The organism is Bacilliculturomica massiliensis, from assembly GCF_900605495.1.
In the GTDB taxonomy this organism is placed as follows: Bacteria; Bacillota; Clostridia; order Peptostreptococcales; family Anaerovoracaceae; genus Bacilliculturomica; species Bacilliculturomica massiliensis.
Genome location: NZ_LR027584.1, coordinates 25,911 through 42,589 on the forward strand (window position 1 = coordinate 25,911; position 16,679 = coordinate 42,589).

Annotated in this window: 15 protein-coding genes; 5 read left to right on the forward strand and 10 right to left on the reverse strand. The window is 55.7% G+C overall.

All coding sequences use genetic code 11. From position 1 onward, the window contains the following. Positions 1-27 precede the first annotated feature (27 nt). From E0E37_RS00140 to E0E37_RS00155, 4 genes are all read right to left on the reverse strand, one after another. Entirely contained in the window at positions 28-1,443 is a 1,416-nt protein-coding gene (locus tag E0E37_RS00140; protein WP_130860958.1) for an FAD-binding oxidoreductase, read from the reverse strand. A 368-nt stretch (positions 1,444-1,811) separates the two neighbouring features. After that, positions 1,812-4,025 (reverse strand): DUF4153 domain-containing protein, encoded by a 2,214-nt coding sequence (locus tag E0E37_RS00145; RefSeq protein WP_130860959.1) that lies wholly within the window; start codon positions 4,023-4,025, stop codon positions 1,812-1,814. 45 nt (positions 4,026-4,070) lie between these two features. After that, on the reverse strand, positions 4,071-4,280 hold the full coding sequence (locus tag E0E37_RS00150) for a helix-turn-helix domain-containing protein (RefSeq protein ID WP_408608637.1): 210 nt from the start codon (positions 4,278-4,280) through the stop codon (positions 4,071-4,073). 12 nt (positions 4,281-4,292) lie between these two features. Further along, on the reverse strand, positions 4,293-4,736 hold the full coding sequence (locus E0E37_RS00155; protein ID WP_130860961.1) for a DUF2975 domain-containing protein: 444 nt from the start codon (positions 4,734-4,736) through the stop codon (positions 4,293-4,295). A gap of 375 nt (positions 4,737-5,111) precedes the next feature. Between E0E37_RS00155 and E0E37_RS00160 the strand changes: the two genes are divergently transcribed. Then, positions 5,112-6,131 (forward strand): DMT family transporter, encoded by a 1,020-nt coding sequence (locus E0E37_RS00160; RefSeq protein WP_246019590.1) that lies wholly within the window; start codon positions 5,112-5,114, stop codon positions 6,129-6,131. A gap of 204 nt (positions 6,132-6,335) precedes the next feature. On the opposite strand, the gene E0E37_RS00165 is transcribed toward E0E37_RS00160, so the two are convergent. The 4 genes from E0E37_RS00165 to E0E37_RS00180 form a co-directional block, all read right to left on the reverse strand. Beyond that, positions 6,336-6,977 carry a class II aldolase/adducin family protein gene (locus E0E37_RS00165; RefSeq protein WP_130860962.1) on the reverse strand — a complete coding sequence of 214 codons (642 nt, stop codon included), beginning with the start codon at positions 6,975-6,977 and terminating at the stop codon, positions 6,336-6,338. 74 nt (positions 6,978-7,051) lie between these two features. Next, complete coding sequence (coaBC, locus tag E0E37_RS00170; protein ID WP_130860963.1) at positions 7,052-8,272, reverse strand: bifunctional phosphopantothenoylcysteine decarboxylase/phosphopantothenate--cysteine ligase CoaBC; 1,221 nt, start codon at positions 8,270-8,272, stop codon at positions 7,052-7,054. A 74-nt stretch (positions 8,273-8,346) separates the two neighbouring features. Continuing rightward, positions 8,347-10,224 carry a translational GTPase TypA gene (gene typA / locus E0E37_RS00175; RefSeq protein WP_130860964.1) on the reverse strand — a complete coding sequence of 626 codons (1,878 nt, stop codon included), beginning with the start codon at positions 10,222-10,224 and terminating at the stop codon, positions 8,347-8,349. 308 nt (positions 10,225-10,532) lie between these two features. Then, entirely contained in the window at positions 10,533-11,108 is a 576-nt protein-coding gene (locus E0E37_RS00180) for a pentapeptide repeat-containing protein (RefSeq protein ID WP_130860965.1), read from the reverse strand. A 237-nt stretch (positions 11,109-11,345) separates the two neighbouring features. Between E0E37_RS00180 and E0E37_RS00185 the strand changes: the two genes are divergently transcribed. The 4 genes from E0E37_RS00185 (at position 11,346) to E0E37_RS00200 (ending at position 14,841) form a co-directional block, all read left to right on the forward strand. Next, complete coding sequence (locus E0E37_RS00185) at positions 11,346-11,903, forward strand: N-acetylmuramoyl-L-alanine amidase family protein (RefSeq protein WP_130860966.1); 558 nt, start codon at positions 11,346-11,348, stop codon at positions 11,901-11,903. Between the two features lie 156 nt (positions 11,904-12,059). Then, positions 12,060-12,791 carry a lysophospholipid acyltransferase family protein gene (locus tag E0E37_RS00190; protein WP_130860967.1) on the forward strand — a complete coding sequence of 244 codons (732 nt, stop codon included), beginning with the start codon at positions 12,060-12,062 and terminating at the stop codon, positions 12,789-12,791. A 61-nt stretch (positions 12,792-12,852) separates the two neighbouring features. Further along, positions 12,853-14,031, forward strand: coding sequence for a class I SAM-dependent methyltransferase (locus tag E0E37_RS00195; RefSeq protein WP_130860968.1), 1,179 nt, complete (start codon positions 12,853-12,855; stop codon positions 14,029-14,031). A 60-nt stretch (positions 14,032-14,091) separates the two neighbouring features. Next, complete coding sequence (locus E0E37_RS00200; RefSeq protein WP_130860969.1) at positions 14,092-14,841, forward strand: GNAT family N-acetyltransferase; 750 nt, start codon at positions 14,092-14,094, stop codon at positions 14,839-14,841. Here the strand turns inward: E0E37_RS00200 and dcd are convergent. Next, entirely contained in the window at positions 14,831-15,373 is a 543-nt protein-coding gene (gene dcd, locus E0E37_RS00205) for a dCTP deaminase (RefSeq protein ID WP_130860970.1), read from the reverse strand. The two genes, E0E37_RS00200 and dcd, sit on opposite strands and share 11 nt — an antisense overlap. 45 nt (positions 15,374-15,418) lie before the next feature. After that, positions 15,419-16,597 carry an aminotransferase class V-fold PLP-dependent enzyme gene (locus E0E37_RS00210; RefSeq protein WP_130860971.1) on the reverse strand — a complete coding sequence of 393 codons (1,179 nt, stop codon included), beginning with the start codon at positions 16,595-16,597 and terminating at the stop codon, positions 15,419-15,421. Between the last annotated feature and the right edge of the window lie 82 nt (positions 16,598-16,679).

A 16,679-nucleotide genomic window follows, 5' to 3' on the forward strand; every position in this document is an offset into this window, starting at 1 on the left:
TTCTTTCCCTCCTTTCCTCGCAATGTCTTATAAGCCCAGCTTGAACGGATTCATAATGCCGTTGGGGTCCAGTTCCTTTTTCAGCGCTTCGAGCGCGATCATGCTCTCACCGTACTGCTCCTTCATCAGCCTGCCGAGCTTCAGACCCACGCCGTGGTGATCGTTCACCACTCCCCCGTTTTCCAATACGGCCCGGATACCGGCGTTCCAGATCTCATTGTGCAGACGCATGGCTTCCTCCGGATCCTGCGGAGGATCTTCGATGATAAATCTGTCATAGATCATCACCCCCCATTCGTACCAGTGAGAGAAATGAGCGATAAAACGAACGCCGCTGAAACTCTCAATGGTTTCTTTTAAGGCCCAGTAAATTTTTTCTATATTCGAGTATGTAGCTACCGTGTCAAGAGTACCGAACATCTTCGGCAGGTCTAGTGCGTGATCGGGATAGAAGAAGGTCACTCTGCTGTCCCACCATTTCTCTCCGTAATCCGACCCCAGATCCATTCCGCCGCGCTCCGCACACATGCGCAGGGCGATCTTCTCTTCGATCTCCACGATCTCCGCATTTCCTTCTACGGCAATATTCATGAAAGCTCCGTCCTTCTCCACCCCCAGAATGCTTTTGATGATCGATCTCGTCTCTTCCTCGTTGTACAGACGCATGATCGAGGGACGGAATTCCTGCAGCAGATCTCTGCCGAAGGCCAGTCCTGCCGGTACGTCAGGAAACAGGAATGCTCTGAATCTTCGGGTCTCAGGCCGCTTAAAGATCTTCATCGTAGCCTGCGTGATCACGCCCAGCGTGCCTTCAGAACCGATAAACATATGTAAAATTCCCGGACCGGAGGAGTGTTTCGGCACCGGAGCGGACCGCAGTATCCTGCCGCTGGGGACCGCCATCTCCAGATTCAGACACTGATCGTCGATCTTTCCGTATTTTGTGGACAGCACTCCTATGCCGTTGTGGGCGAGAAATCCGCCCAGCGTGCTGCAGGTGAGAGAACTGGGGTAATGCATCAGCGAATACCCCTTCTCATTTACATACCACTCCAGCTGCATATAATTGATCCCCGCCTCTGCGGTCACGCACATGGATCTCTCGTCAAATCTGATCACTCTGTCCATCCGTTTCATGTCCAGAAGGATACCGCCCTTTACCGGCAGCGCTCCGCCCTGCGAACCCGCGCCGCCGCCCCAGGGGAACACAGGTATCTTATAATAATTGGCGATGACCAGTATCCTCGACACTTCATCCGCACTGCCCGGGTACACCACAATATCCGCCAGCGGCATCGTCCTGCTCCTGTCCTCCCAGAGCCTTGAAAGCCAGAAATAGTCCACGCTGTGGGTGAGCCGGTCGCTTTCCGAAACTGAGACGTGTTCCCTGCCCACCACATCTTCCAGCTCACTTCGTATCATATGAGACATAAAATCATTCATAGCGCGCTCCTTCCCCTTATGTAATATTAATTCATTATTCAGACAATTATTTTGTAATAAATATATCATACGAGAAACAATATTTCAACTTATTATATTGAAAAATGTAATATTTTTTTATTTCATATTTTCGTTACCGCCCGGAGGGATATCGAAGCCGCAACGGCCATTTGGCTGAAGTCATTTTGCCCCGGCCGTACATGGACCAGGGCTGAGGGCGCACAACAAAAGGACAGCTCTCACGCGCCGATACCGGCGCCCAAAAGCTGTCCTTTTCTTTCTGAATACTATTTCTGCGGTTATTTTTTCCCTGCTCCCGGTCCTCCGTAGGCCGCGCTGCAAAGATCTCTCTCGTCTGGTCCGCACACCTACGTATCTAATTCAAAATAATACAGGATCTTCGTTTCTTCATCGTAGATCGCCAGCGTAAAATTGTAGGAATTCCGTTCAAAGAGCTGGGAATCGTCCTGGGGGTCCAGGCTCTGACTGCTGCGGTCCACAAACCGGTAATACCCCCGCGTCACCGGGGGAATGGCCGGTATGCCTTCCTCCGGTGATTCCACCAGCGATGCGTAATACGTCGTTTCATCGGGCTGCTGGCCGTAGACGGCTCTCTGCAGAGCATCCGTCAGCGGCAGCGGCTTCCAATCCGGGTCTGCGGCCAGCACCGCTCCCAACTCTGTGTCCGCAGCGGAATAATCCATCTCGATATAGGTCCTTCCGTCTCCGTGAAACCCGCCGTGCGTGTCCATACCTCTGATCACCTGGCCGCTCCACACGTCAAACCCCATCAGGTCCGCCGCCCGAAAGAGCTCGTCTCCGCCGGTCCTCTCGCCCGCTCCCCCTGTGAGCTTTTCTGCGATCCGCTCCGCCTGGGCTTTCTGGTAATTCCAACTGCGAAGATCTGTCCGGCTGTACGCCGGCTGTAAGAAGTCTCCCCGTCCCCTCTGGATCAGCGCCGTGTAGAGCTCCTGCTTCAGCCCGGGGTCTTCCGTCTTCTCATATAATTCGTACATGGGCGCGGCCGCAGCGTCGGACAGCCCGCTGAGAGCCGGCACATCCAGATCAGAGAGCGTTCCCTCCTGATAACGTCCGATGTTATAGGAGGCGATCAGACCGTCCGCATTGCTGTAGGTCATAGCCAGAAAACCGATCATACAAGTCAGGGCCAGCCACTTTCCGCAGTTGAAGACTCTCGCCTGCCGGGCCAGAATGATCACGAAGCAGAGGAACATCAGCGCCATGAACGCCGTGGTGTACAGGCGCAGCTGCGTCAGACCGTAGTAATGAATATACATGCCCATCTTGCTCACCGCGGTGGCGATCAGCAGCATGGTCAGCACGCAGAGCGCTGCTGTCACGGCCCGAAGCGCTGCAGGAAGTTCCCCTCCCCTCTCCGTCTCTCCCTTTTTCGGTTTTTCGATCAGCTCCACTGCGCTCCCAGGGTTTTCACCCTGCCCTGGTCCCGATGGGATCGGGCCCTGCATTGTCTCCCGCGCCGACCCTTTCGGCGTCGGTCCGCCCCCGCTTTTTTCTGTGGACTCCGAGAACAGAGCTGCAGCCGCGATCACCGTCAGATTGATCCCCGCCACCGTACAGAGCTGAAAAAATCCCCGCCGGGCGTATTCCGCATAGGTCATGGTCACAGGCAGACTGTTTCGGAAGGCGGAAAACAGGTACGCCGCCTGTGTGGCAAAAAACACCGCATAGATCAGCGTCAGCGCCCCCATGGCCGTCAACGTCATCGCTTTTGGCATGAACCGCACTGCCCGGGCCGCCCTGTCCATCGAATCCTTCGTGATGGCGTCCGTTCTCCTGCCCGTCACATCGCCGTACACCAGTCCGAACAGATAGCAGGCCACCGGGATTCCGAAGATGAATTCCGCCACATATCGAAACATATTTTCAGGAAGAGACCATTCAAAGGTAAAATGGATGCGGCTTATGAGTTCCTCAAAGGCTGCGTCCGCGTCGGCCAGCAGCTCCGTGACCAGTATCAGGACGGGAAGTATGACGACCAGCCCAGCCGCCGCGAACAGAATATTCATCTTTCTGCCTCTGTTGGCAGCCTTCTGTTCGGCGCTGAGAGTCTTTTTTCTGCGCATGCTCTCGAAGAGAGATACGAAATGTCGGCCAAAATTTCCGAAGGGGACCAAAACCATCTGACTGAAAAAGTCGCCCGCCGCATAAAAAGACAGATCGCCGCCGATCCGCCGGCCCGTGGTCACGCACACCCAATAAGCGGTCATACAGTGCAGAAATATCATGTTGAAGGCTCCCAGCACAAAGTTATCGAAAACTGCGAAATTCGCAGCCGACAGCAGCACGACAGCCAGATAAAACAGGCTGGTCCCAGTCTGGCCATAACCGTTCTTTCCCATGTAGCACAGCGCAGCTCCGCAGAAAACCACCGCGAAAAGCGCAGTTCCCAGCCCGGCGGCGCTGACGAAGACCCAGTCCATATAGAGAAAGCCGATGAGCAGCATGCCCCACGCCATCAGCCCCTGTCCCTCTGTCCTCCGGTGTTCCGTCAGCGGCAGGCTCACATTTCCGTTCATTCCCCCCGTCATCTCCGTATCCATATCCCCATTCCTCCGATCTTTCTTTACCGGCGCGCGCGTCCGCCCTCACTCATCCCGATACTCCAGAATATCTCCCGGCTGGCATTGCAGCACCCGGCAGATCTCCTCCAATGTGGAAAAACGAATGGCTTTCGCCTTGTTGTTTTTTAAGATCGACAGATTTGCCGGCGTTATGCCCACTCGCTCAGCCAGATCGCCCGCGGCAATTTTCCGCTTCGCCATGACTACATCGAGATTGACCACGATCTTTCCCACTGTCATCCCCCCCTATATCGTCAGATCATTTTCGTTTTTCAAAATGATCGCTTCCTCGATAACATTTTTTACTACCCGCAGGATCAGGCCGATGAAGGCCGCCGCGATGCCGGCTATGAGGAAGAAGAGATAATAATACGATACGAGAAGGATGACGGCGACGCCGAAGCAGCACCAGGATATCCTCCGCAGCAGAGCGACGTTTTCAGGTATGAAAACCTGGCTCTCTCTGATGTTGACCAGCAGACGGTCCAGACACAGCAGCGCCACCAGCGCTACCGCGCAGGAGGCGATAAGCGTTACCATCAGCGGTTGGGCCACAGACTGGCGTTTTTCCAGATAATACACATATCCGTTCACCAGCCAGGGAGTGCCCACAGCCACTGCGATCACTGCGGCGATCACCAGACGGTTGCAGACCAGCGACAGCGTTACCGATTTTTTCGCATTCCACATAAGTACTTTTCTCCTTGCAGTATAGAATTCTATTTGCGGCGCAGCCCCGAGAGACCAGTCAGGCCGGATCTTCCGTCCGCCGTCGCCCCGGGAATGCGCGCGGGGGTCATGACTTCCCCGCAACATGATAATACTACCAGTCCAAATGAAAGTCAATAATTATTTATCGAAAAACGATAAATAATTATTGACTTTCATGATCAGTTTACATGTCCGGCCATCTGTTCCGAGGATTCTGCAAAACGGGAACCGAACTGCGGCGAGATGCAAAAAAGAAAAAAAAATCTGACTATAACGTCCTGTGATTCGCCGCGCTTTAAACAGGGTAGAAAAATCACATCTTATATTAATCAGAAACTAACGGAGGTACCTCGCTTGAATCCAACCAATGAAGAAGCCACATCGGCACAGATGAATACGGGAACGGCCATCGGATCCGGCCGTCCCTTTGCCTCGCGCACCGCTGGGATCCTGCTGCTGGCCGTCATCGCCACCATGCTGTGGGGCAGCGCGTTTCCCGCCATCAAGATCGGCTATCAGATGTTTTCTATTTCCCCGGGCGACACGGCCGCTCAGCTGCTGTTCGCGGGCCTGCGCTTTGCTCTGGCCGGTCTCATGACGATTCTGTACGGTCTGTTTACCCAGCGCAAGATGGTGTTCCCCTCCCGGGCGAACCTGGGGCCGATCGCCCTGCTGGGACTGGTCCAGACAGCGGTCCAGTATGTATTCTTTTACGTTGGGCTCAGCCATACCAGCGGTGTAAAGGGTTCGATCATCGCCAGCTCCGGAGCGTTTTTCGCCGTTCTCACCGCCCATTTTTTCTATCGCAGCGACCGTCTGAACCTGCGTAAGGTCCTGGGCTGTCTGGCGGGATTTACGGGGATCATTCTCGTCAACCTGCAGGGAAGCGGCGGCCTGGGCGGCGGCTTCGCTCTCAACGGCGAGGGCTTCATGCTCCTTGCCGCCGTTGCCTTCGGATGCAGCTCCATCATCAGCAAGACGGCCACAGAGCGGGGCGATTCCATCACCGTCACCGGTTACCAGCTGCTGATCGGAGGCGTCCTTCTGATCCTTCCCGGACTCCTGCTCGGCGGCCGGTTCAGCGCCGCAGATCCGGCCGCCCTGGCCGTACTGTTTTACCTGGCGCTGCTCTCAGCCGTGGCTTTTACTCTCTGGACCGTGCTGCTCAAATACAATCCCATCGGGAAGGTGGCTCTCTTCAACTTCCTGACCCCTGTATTCGGCGTTATCTTATCGGGGATCTTCCTTGGAGAATCCTTCCTCAGCGTCACCACGCTGATCTCCCTTCTGCTGGTCTGCGCAGGCATCTATCTGGCAGAAACGCAGGGCGGAAAAAAGTCCGCGGCCATCGAGCCCCAGAGCGCGTGCCGATAGATCCGTTTCATCTGGAACACGCTTCGCGTTATTTCCTGCATAAAAAAGTTTCCTTCGGAAACATATTCGCCCTGCGGGCTCCCCTTCACAAGGTGAACTTTTTTGAAACATACGGAAATATCTGCGGACGATATTTCCTATGTTATAAAAAAACGGAGGATCCGCTGCAAATATGCGCGGGTCCTCCGGCCATGTTCCGGCTTTCTAACGCTTCTGATACGAATTCAGATAAAAATCCCTGTACTTCTCCGCTTCCTCCACCGTGAGCGCTCTGCCGCCTCCGGCGGTCTTCACCAGCAGATGGGTCTGGCAGGCCTTTTCCAGTATGAGGGCAGCAGCAAAGGCTTCCTCCATGTCCCTGCCCGCACAGACTGCGCCGTGATTTTCCAGCAGCGCGCCGAACCGTCCCGAGAGTGCGTCAAGAACGTTTTCTGTCAGCAGAGGGCTGCCCGTCAGCGCATGTCTGCTGATGCGGATGCTGGGTCCGATGATCTGCGCCATGTCTTCCAAATAGGGAGGAACGTCCTCTCCCAGCACCGACGCCGTACAGGCGTAGAGCGAGTGAAAATGGATCACGGCGTTTACCTCCGGTCGCGTCCGGTAGATCGCCGCATGCATGGGACTTTCCGATGAAGGTCTGCGTCCCTCAAAGGTGAGATCCTCAATTGACACTGTGGACATATCATCCGGCTCCAGCTTGTCGTAGGGGATGCCGCTGGGCGTGATCACCATCGCGCTGCCGCCGGCCCGGCAGCTCACATTGCCCCATGTCCCGGCCACCAGGCCCAGGCGCAGAAGCTCCTTCCCGCCGCCGCACACTATTTTCTTTGCTTCTTGACTATCCATTTCTGTTCTCCGTTTCGCCTCTCCGCTCCGCGGCCATGCCTTATTGCGCTTCCCTGCTCCGGAGTCAGGCCTTATTACGCGCCGCTCCTCCAGGGCCGGCCCTTGCCCGTCTCCGCCAGAATGGCGTCTAATATGGCGTGAGCCGTCTGCTCTTTACTCATCAGCGGCAGTTCCCGCTCCCAGTTCTTCGTGATCAGCGTCACCACGTTGGTGTCCGTCCCGAATCCGGCTCCGGAAACCTTCAGATTGTTGGCCGCGATCATATCCGCCTTTTTCTTTTCCAGCTTTGCTCTGGAGTTTTCCAGCATGTCCCTGGTCTCCATGGAAAACCCGCAGAGGAACTGTCCCGGCTTCTTGTGTTCGCCCAGCCAGCTCAAAATATCCCGTGTCCTCACCAGCGGTATGCTCATATCGTCCTCTGTCTTCTTTATCTTGTCTCCGCTGCACACGGCGGGCGTATAATCGGCTACCGCCGCCGCTTTGATCACGATATCCTGCTCCCCGGCCTCCGCCTGCACCGCCGCAAACATTTCCGCCGCGCTGAGGGCCTCCACTTTCTTCACAAAGGGCGGAGCCTGAAGGGTGGACCAGCCGCTGACCAGGGTCACCTCAGCGCCCCGCAGCATGGCGGCCCGGGCCAGCTCGTAGCCCATTTTCCCGGTGGAGTGGTTGGAGAGGAACCGCACCGGATCCAGCGGCTCTCTGGTCGCCCCGGCCGTTACCAGGACCTTCCTGCCGCACATATCTTTTTCGCAGGCTATCTCCTTTACAATATAAGAGAGCAGCACGTCCTCCGAGGGCATCTTCCCCTCCCCTGTGTCTCCGCAGGCCAGATATCCGCTGGCCGGATCGATGACCTGAAAACCGTAGCGCCGCAGACGTTCCATATTGTCCTGCACCACAGCGTTGCGAAACATATTGGTATTCATGGCCGGCGCCACGATCTTCCTGCAAGTGCAGGCCAGCGCGGTGGTGGTCAGCATATCGTCCGCCAGTCCCCACGCCAGCTTTGCGATCACGTTGGCGGAGGCCGGCGCGATCAGCATGACGTCTGCTTTCTTGGCCAGCGACACATGGGCCACGTGAAACTGGAAATTCCGGTCGAAGGTATCGACCATACATTTGTTTCCCGTCAGCGTCTCAAAGGTGATGGGATTGATAAAATTCACCGCGTTCTCCGTCATGATCACGTGAACGTCGCATTCCAGCTTCACCAGACTGCTGGCCAGCCCGGCTATCTTGTAGGCAGCGATGCTTCCCGTCACACCCAGCACGACTGTCTTGCCTTTAAGCATTGTCCTTCGTTCTCCTTCCGCTCCATTATCTGCTTCCCGTTTAGCAATGGCAGGATCTTCTGCGCCCTGTCCCATTACCTGCCGGAACGCCGTCTGTCCAGCTCCTTCAGCAGCTTCTTTCTCAGGCGGATGTCGCCGGGCGTTACCTCCACCAGCTCGTCGTCCGCGATAAACTCCAGCGCTTCCTCCAGAGAGAATACCCGAGGCGGAGAGAGTTTGATCGATTCGTCGCTGCCGGCGGCCCGCATGTTGGATACCTTCTTCGCTTTGCAGGGATTGACCACCATGTCTTCGCTGCGGCTGTTCATGCCTACGATCATTCCCTCGTAGACCTTGACGCCAGGATCCACGAACATGGTGGCGCGCTCGCTGATATTGTTCAGCGCGTAACCGGAGGTGGTCCCTTCTTCCTGGGCGATGATCACGCCGTTGGCGCGCTTGGGGATCTCTCCCTTGTATTCCTCATACCCGGCAAACCGGCGGACCATGGTCCCCTCTCCCCGGGTCTCGTTGATAAACTGGCTGCGGTAGCCCAGAAGGCTCCGCGTGGGAACGATGTATTCCAGTCTGGAACGGCCGTCCCTGCCGGACATGGATTTCATCATGCCCTTTCTCAGATTCAGCTCAGAGATCACAGTGCCGGAATACTCGTCGGGCACCTCGATGACTACCTCTTCAACAGGCTCCACCTTGTGTCCCTTCTCATCCCGGTGCATGATGACCTCCGGCTTGGAGACCGCCAGTTCGTAACCCTCCCGGCGCATGTTCTCGATGAGGATGGACAGATGCAGCTCGCCCCTTCCGGACACCTTGAATCCGTCGGTAGTGTCCAGCGGCTCTACCAGCAGGCCCACGTTGACTTCAAGCTCCTTTTCCAGACGCTCCTTGATGTGGCGCGAAGTCACGAACTTGCCCACCTGCCCTGCAAAGGGAGATTTGTTGACCATGAAATTCATGGACAGCGTGGGATCTTCGATGTGGATCATGGGAAGCGGATCGGGATGCTGCGCGTCGCAGATCGTCTCCCCGATGGTGATATCGGAAATTCCGGAGACTACCACGATATCCCCGCAGTCCGCTTCATCCACAGCGACACGTTTCAGTCCTCTGTAGACGAAGGCCTGATTGATCTTGCGCATGACCACGGAACCGTCTTCCTTCGTCACCGCCACCTGCTCCGCCGTGTGGATGGTGCCCCGGTCCACGCGGCCGATGCCCAGTCTTCCAATGTAGTCGTCGTAGCCCAGAGCGGAGATCTGGAACTGCAGCGGCTCCTCTCTGCGATCCGGATAGGCCTCCACATGCTGGATGATCGTATCAAACAGCGGCATAATGTTCAGACCGTTCTGTCCCGCGGCGCTCTTCTTGACTTTCGACTCGCCCTCTCCCACTTCCAGATCCGTGACTTCAGACGGGTCTCTGACTACGATACCCTGACGGGCGATGCCGTAAAGGATGGGAAAATCAAGCTGCGCGTCGTTGGCGTCCAGTTCCATGAACAGCTCGTAGACCTCGTCTACTACCTCTTTGATCCGGGCGTCTTTTTTATCTATTTTATTGATGAGCAGAATGGGGTTCAGCCCCTGCTCCAGTGATTTCTGCAGCACGAAACGGGTCTGGGGCATGGGACCTTCGCTGGAGTCCACCAGCAGGATCACCGTGTCCACCGTCTTGATGATCCGTTCTACCTCGGAGGAAAAATCCGCGTGTCCCGGCGTATCTACGATGTTGATCTTGTATTCGCCGTGCATAACGGAACAGTTCTTCGAATAGATCGTGATCCCCCTCTCCCTTTCCAGATCGTTGCTGTCCATAACGCAGTCGGTCATGGCCTCGTTTTCACGAAACACGCCGCTCTGAGCCAAAAAGGCGTCCACCAGTGTGGATTTGCCTGCATCGACGTGGGCGATCACCGCTATATTGATGATCTTCTGTTTTTCATTTTTACTCATTCGTTATCGCTCGCTTCCTTCAAAACTGCAGAGCCCCGTCAGCCCTCAGGCCGGCCGTCGTTCCCCGGCTCCGCCGGATCCCGCGCTCCATTTTTCGCTGTCTGCCCCTCTGCCCTCCGGACCGGATCCGCATGCGTAAAAAAATGGAAGCTGCAGGTGCTCTGCCTGCACTCTGATTATTTCAAACCGGGTCCGCCGGATGCGCACGCGGTCATTGTCCTAAATAACCTTTAAATTATATCATATAAAATTCCAAAACACAATTTTTTTATCCATATTTTTGCCCGCCTTACAGGAAAGACAGAGGATCACTCCACGATAATCCCGGAAGCAGTGAGCAGATTTACAGCCTCTGGAAACAGAAACCGGGCCTTCTTCAGCCGGTTGTTCTCCACGGACAGAGCGTAATTCCTGGCGTCACGAAAATCCGCCCCCATAAGATCGTTGTCCGAAAAGGCCGTATCCTTCAGCTCCGTATCACGGAACTTGCTTTCCGCCATCCGGCAGCCTTCAAAAAAGCTTCCCGACAGATCGCAGCCGCTGAAATCAAATCTCCGCAGTTTCAAATGATAGAAGCTGTTGTATTTTAAAGTGCACTCCTCAAAATAAAGAAACGGCAGCGTGGCGCTCTTTTCACGAAGCACCTGCGTCCAGTCCATTCCCACCAGCGTGCAGCGGCGGAATCCGTTTCCCGAAGCGTCCGTATACTGAAACCGGCAGCTGCGTATCGTACAATCCTCAAAAACACAGTCGCGAAACGTGCAGTTTTTTACCTGAAGCTCATAAAACCGGCACTTGACGAAGGTACATTCCCGAAACACCCCGTCCCGGACCATTTCCTCCTTCAATTCCAGATCTTCATATCGCTGGCACTCGTATTCCATCTCCGCTTCCCCTTCCCCTTCTTCTTATACTTCGCCGTGATCCGTCTTATTTTATCATACCGATCCGTCTCTTACAACAGAATACCGGCGGTCGGTCCGGCGGGCAAACGGCAGGCCGGAGGGACGGGCGGCCCGTGGCCCTGCCCGTACCCCTACGCCTCACGAAAGTAACAATTTTTCCGCCCGCCGCATACACTGACAGCAACCGAGCCCGTAAACCCGCAAAGGAGAACAGCTATGTCAAGTATTTATCTGAGTCCATCCGTACAGGAGCTCAATCCCTACATAACCGGCGGAAACGAACAATACTATATGAATCGGATCGCCGACGCCATGATCCCCCACCTCCAGGCAGGCGGCGTCCGCATCGCGCGAAACAGTCCTGGAGACACCCTGGAAGAGATCGTTGCGCAGTCCAACGCAGCAGACTGCGACCTCCATCTTGCCCTTCATTCCAACGCGGCTCCGCCCACTCTGCCCGGCGCTCTCCGAGGTCCCGACGTCTATTACTATGCTTACAGCGACGAAGGGGCCCGGGCGGCAAAATTCTTCTCCGACCGCCTGAAGGCCATCTATCCCCAACCGGACCTGGTGGCCGTCATTCCCAACACCACGCTGACCGAGCTCCGCCGGGCAGAAGCCCCGGCTATCCTCATCGAACTGGGCTACCACGATAACCGCGAAGATTCCCAGTGGATCTCAGACAGCACGGATGACATCGCCCTCGCTATGGCGCAGGCTGTCTTCGGATATCTGGGAATTCCGCTGGCCGGGCCGGATCCTTCTGCTCTGTGAGCAGGGAGGATCCCATCTTTTTTTCTCTTTCCATTGTAATTTCCGGACAACCTTGGTATGATATTTTCTGGACAAAACCCGCGCCGCGGGGCGCCGGACCGGCGCTCTTTTCCCCGCTGCGCACATGATCAAGGAAGAAAAGAGGGATCCATACCTATGCGAACGATTATCTGGTTTTTATACTTCTGGCTCTATCTTGTGAGCGTGCTTCCGCTCATGCTGTACGTAAAAAGCAAAATCAAAAACGGCAAAAAAGAAGAGATACGGCCCCTTGTGGAGCGGGTCGTTCAAAATTGGGCCTCCCGGCTGCTGAAAGCCGCCGGCGTCACTGTCACGGTGGACGGCGCGGAGCACATCCCCCAGGACGCCGCTCTCTTCGTCTGCAACCACCAGGGGAACTTCGATATTCCCATCGTCCTCTGCAAACTGGGCCCCCTGAAAAGCGTTGTGGCGAAAAAGGAACTGGCGAAGCTCCCAGGGATCCGCAGCTGGATGACCTTTTTTGACTGTCCCTTTATGGACAGAGAGGATCCGCGCCAGTCGCTGAAATGCCTGAACGACGCTCAGGCTCTGCTTCAGCAGGGCCAGTCCGTGGTCATCTTTCCCGAAGGCACCCGGAGCAAAGGTCCCCAGATGGGCGAATTCAAACCGGGAGCTCTCCGCTGCGCTCTGAAAGCCCAGGTCCCCATCGTGCCTGTGGCCATCGACGGCTCCTACCAGGCCATGGAAGAACACGGTTTTTCCATTCGCCCTGCTCACGTGCGGATCACCGTCCTTCCGCCCATCGTTACAAAAGATATGGCAAAAGAACACACGCGCACCATCAGCGAGGAGATCCGGCAAATGATCGCGGACGCCCTGAACGCGTCCGCCGTCAAAGATCGCTGATATACAGATAATATACAGAACAACGGGCCCGCCACAGGCGGCGCACACGGAGGAAAACAGAATGGACAAGTTCGCAGAGCTTCTGAGATCGCTCATCGACGGTCAGACTCTCATACAGCTGGTATTCGGAGCGCCGCGGAAAAAGAGCGCCCCCTGCCGCAAGGTGACGCTTCGCCCTCTGACGCTGCGCGGCGTCCTGCACTATCAGGCGGAATATCATTACGAAAAAAAAGCCACCCACGAAAACCTGACCGCCGCGGACGCGGCGGAGCTGTGTCTCCGCCTGCTGTCCGAAGAGTTTAAGCAGGCGAATATTTTCAGCCGCGAGGCAGACTATCAGGTGCTGGCCGCCAGACCCGAAAAACCAAAAATAATCAAAAAGCCGCCCACAAAGACCATGGGGGCTCTGTCACACGATCAGGAAAAGCGCTATCTCATCCCCGAGGGAAGACCCTGCGACTTTCTCATCCGTCTGGGCGTGATGACCAGAGACGGACAGGTGATCCCCAAACACTACAATAAATTCAGACAGATCAACCGTTTCCTTGAGATCGTATCAGACGTGATAGGCAGTCTGCCAAACAGTCTGCCGGACAGGCCGCTGAAGATCATCGACTTCGGCTGCGGAAAGGCCTACCTGACCTTTGCCCTCTATTATTATCTGAAGATCCTTCTGGGGAAAAACGTGAACATCGTTGGCCTTGATCTGAAAGAGGACGTGATCGAATTCTGCAGCCGTGTGGCCGGAGATCTGGGCTATGACGGACTGCGCTTTGAGATGGGAGACATCGCCGAGTACGACGATACCGCCTGCGCCGATATGGTCGTCACGCTCCACGCCTGCGACACAGCCACGGACTTCGCGCTGATCAAAGCCGTCAGATGGAATGCCTCCATCATTCTGTCCGTACCCTGCTGCCAGCACGAGCTGTTCGATCAGATACAAAACGATCTGAACGGACCCATACTGCGGCAGGGCATTCTAAAGGAACGGTTTTCCGCCATCCTCACCGACGCCCTGCGGGCGCTGAAGCTGGAGGAACACGGTTACGACGTCTCCATGATCGAATTTACCAGCCTGGAGCACACGGCGAAAAACATCATGCTGCGCTGCGTCAGACAGCCGGACGCGGAAAACGGCCCCGCCGGTCAGGCAGAAAAAGCCCGCCGGGAGTATCAGGCTCTGATCGACTTCTGGCAGGTGGATCCCTCCATCAGCAAAATGGACGGCGGCGCGTAACGCGCGGCCGTTTATCCTCAGTTCTGCATGAGTTTTCAGAAAAGGATCGAAAGGGAGCAGATGAATACTGAATTTATAAACGTGACAAAAGAAAATCTTGCGGATGAGCATCTTTGTTGTATCATCCGCAGCAAGAAGCCCCATCCGGGCGTCGAAGCAAAGCGGCAGTGGCTTTCTGACCGGCTGGATGAAGGCCACGTCTTTCGCAAGTTAAATGCAAAGGCCGTGGTGTTTATCGAATACTCCCCTCTCGAAACAGCATGGGTCCCCATAATCGGCGACAACTATATTTATCTGTACTGCCTGTGGACTTCCGGCAGTTACAAAGGAAAAGGGTATGGAAAATCGCTGCTGGAGTATTGTCTGGCCGACGCAAGACAAAAGGGGAGATCCGGCGTCTGCATGCTCGGGGCGAAAAAACAGAAATCCTGGCTTTCTGATCAGGCCTTCGCAAAGAAATACGGCTTTGAGGTGGTCGACGAAACAGACAATGGATATGAACTGCTCGCTCTGTCTTTTGACGGAACCGCGCCAAAGTTCGCAGAAAATGCGAAAACCGGAAAAATTGAAAACCAGGAGCTGACGGTTTATTATGATATGCAGTGCCCCTACGTCTGCCAGAACATCGGGATGATCAGGCAGTACTGTGACGAAAACGACGTTCCCGCATCTCTGATCCAGGTAGATACGCTTCAGAAAGCCAAGGACCTGCCTTGTGTTTTCAACAACTGGGGCGTATTTTATAAAGGTGAATTCCAGACCGTGAATTTACTGGACGCCGCATACTTAAAGAGAATACTCAAGAAATAACGGCCTCCTGATCCAGAAAGACCTTCGATCCCGTGGCGCCTTTCTGTCCCTGATACTTTCCGTTGTACGGATTCAGCGCCCGCTGGTCCATTTGGGCAAACACCAGCTGCCCCACTCTCCTGCCGGCCTCAAGCTCGATGGCGCAGCGGTTGGCGTTGAACAGCTCCAACGTGATCTCTCCCTGAAACCCGGGATCGACCCAGCCGGCGTTCTGAATGAACAGTCCCATGCGCCCAAGCGAACTCCGGCCCTCTACAAAAGCCGTCAGATCGTCCGGAAGCGAGATGTATTCCATGGTGGTGGCGAGAACGAACTGTCCAGGGAGCAGCAAATAACGCTCCGTCTTCATCGTCCTGTAAGGGATCTCTTTTCCCATGGTGATGACCCCGCCGGTGGAATCGTCCACCACGCTGAACGTATCGCCCAGGCGGATGTCCACGCTGGCCGGCTGTATCTGTTCTCTCTCAAGGGGCGAAATGGAAAGCGTCCGCTCCTCCAGCATCTTCAGGATCGTCTTGTCTGATAAAATCATTTTAACTCTCTTTCCTTATCTATTGTGTTTTGAACGGGGGCATATTTACCGTCCGCATATGCTCCGCACAGCCGCCGCCGCTTCTCTGATCTCATCCTCTGTATTGAAATATCCGAAAGAGAAACGCACGGTCCCCTGAGGAAACGTGCCCAGGGTCCGGTGAGCCAGCGGGGCGCAGTGCAGTCCGCACCGCGTCATGATCCCGTACTCCTGTTCCAGCGCAAAGCTGGCCTCCGCGTTGTCCAGCGTCTGAAAGTCAAGAGAGACCACTGCCGTACGCTGCGGCGCATTCTCCCCGGAGCCGCCCGGCAGCCTAAACGGAACTCCCGCCACGCGGACGCCCTTCACCTCGGCGATCTCCTGCAGAAACAGATCGGTCAGCCGCGCTTTCTTCTCTCTCATGGCGTCCATACCCTCGGATTCGATAAAGCGCAGCGCGTGATTCAGCCCCACGATCCCGGGCAGATTGATGGTGCCGGCCTCGAATTTGTCGGGCAAAAACTCTGGCATGGTCAGCTTATCGGAGGTGCTCCCCGTCCCCCCTGCCAAAAGCGGTCTCATGTCCGCCGCCAGCTCCGCCGAAACTATAAATCCCCCGATCCCCTGAGGCCCCAGCAGTCCCTTGTGGCCTGCGAAGGCCAGTATGTCGATGCCGCATTCCTTCATATTCACAGGGTATGTCCCCGCAGTCTGCGCCGTATCCACAACAAAGATCAGGTCATGTTTGCGGCAGATCTGCCCCACCTGGGCGATGGGCAGCAATGTGCCGCAGACATTGGACCCGTGCAGCATAAGGACCATTCTGGTCTCCGGCCGGATCGCCCGCTCCACATCGGCAGGATCAAGCTCCCCCATTCCCCCGCACTTTACAGCCTCCCAGCAGATCCCCTCTTCCTCCAGCTGTACCAGAGGACGCACCACGCCGTTGTGCTCCATGGAGCTGACCAGCACGTGATCTCCGCTTTTCAGCAGACCCTTCAGTATCATGTTGATCGACATGGTGATGCCCGCCGTAAAAATAACATTCCGGCTCTGCTCACCGCCGAACATCCGGCAGAGACGTTCCCGCGTATCCAGCACCGTCTCAGCCACCGAATAAGCGCTGTTGTAGCCGCCCCGGTTGATGTTGTAGCCCGCGCAGTCCAGATGCTTTCCGATGGCTTCACCCAGTCCCGGCGCCTTCGGAAAAGACGTGCTTCCATTATCGCAGTAGATCTGTCTCATTTTTTCTCTCCTTATAATACCTTCAGTTGACAAGGACCCACACGCCTGAACAGCCCAAATTTCAGCGCTGACTGTGTTCTCG

Bases quoted from the DNA above. Each gene is read 5' to 3' on its own strand.
- E0E37_RS00200 (WP_130860969.1), top strand. From the start codon at position 14,092: ATGAATACTGAATTTATAAACGTGACAAAAGAAAATCTTGCGGATGAG.
- E0E37_RS00210 (WP_130860971.1), bottom strand. From the start codon at position 16,597: ATGAGACAGATCTACTGCGATAATGGAAGCACGTCTTTTCCGAAGGCG.
- E0E37_RS00140 (WP_130860958.1), bottom strand. From the start codon at position 1,443: ATGAATGATTTTATGTCTCATATGATACGAAGTGAGCTGGAAGATGTG.
- E0E37_RS00195 (WP_130860968.1), top strand. From the start codon at position 12,853: ATGGACAAGTTCGCAGAGCTTCTGAGATCGCTCATCGACGGTCAGACT.
- typA (WP_130860964.1), bottom strand. From the start codon at position 10,224: ATGAGTAAAAATGAAAAACAGAAGATCATCAATATAGCGGTGATCGCC.
- coaBC (WP_130860963.1), bottom strand. From the start codon at position 8,272: ATGCTTAAAGGCAAGACAGTCGTGCTGGGTGTGACGGGAAGCATCGCT.
- dcd (WP_130860970.1), bottom strand. From the start codon at position 15,373: ATGATTTTATCAGACAAGACGATCCTGAAGATGCTGGAGGAGCGGACG.
- E0E37_RS00165 (WP_130860962.1), bottom strand. From the start codon at position 6,977: ATGGATAGTCAAGAAGCAAAGAAAATAGTGTGCGGCGGCGGGAAGGAG.
- E0E37_RS00155 (WP_130860961.1), bottom strand. From the start codon at position 4,736: ATGTGGAATGCGAAAAAATCGGTAACGCTGTCGCTGGTCTGCAACCGT.
- E0E37_RS00145 (WP_130860959.1), bottom strand. From the start codon at position 4,025: ATGGATACGGAGATGACGGGGGGAATGAACGGAAATGTGAGCCTGCCG.
- E0E37_RS00190 (WP_130860967.1), top strand. From the start codon at position 12,060: ATGCGAACGATTATCTGGTTTTTATACTTCTGGCTCTATCTTGTGAGC.
- E0E37_RS00180 (WP_130860965.1), bottom strand. From the start codon at position 11,108: ATGGAATACGAGTGCCAGCGATATGAAGATCTGGAATTGAAGGAGGAA.
- E0E37_RS00185 (WP_130860966.1), top strand. From the start codon at position 11,346: ATGTCAAGTATTTATCTGAGTCCATCCGTACAGGAGCTCAATCCCTAC.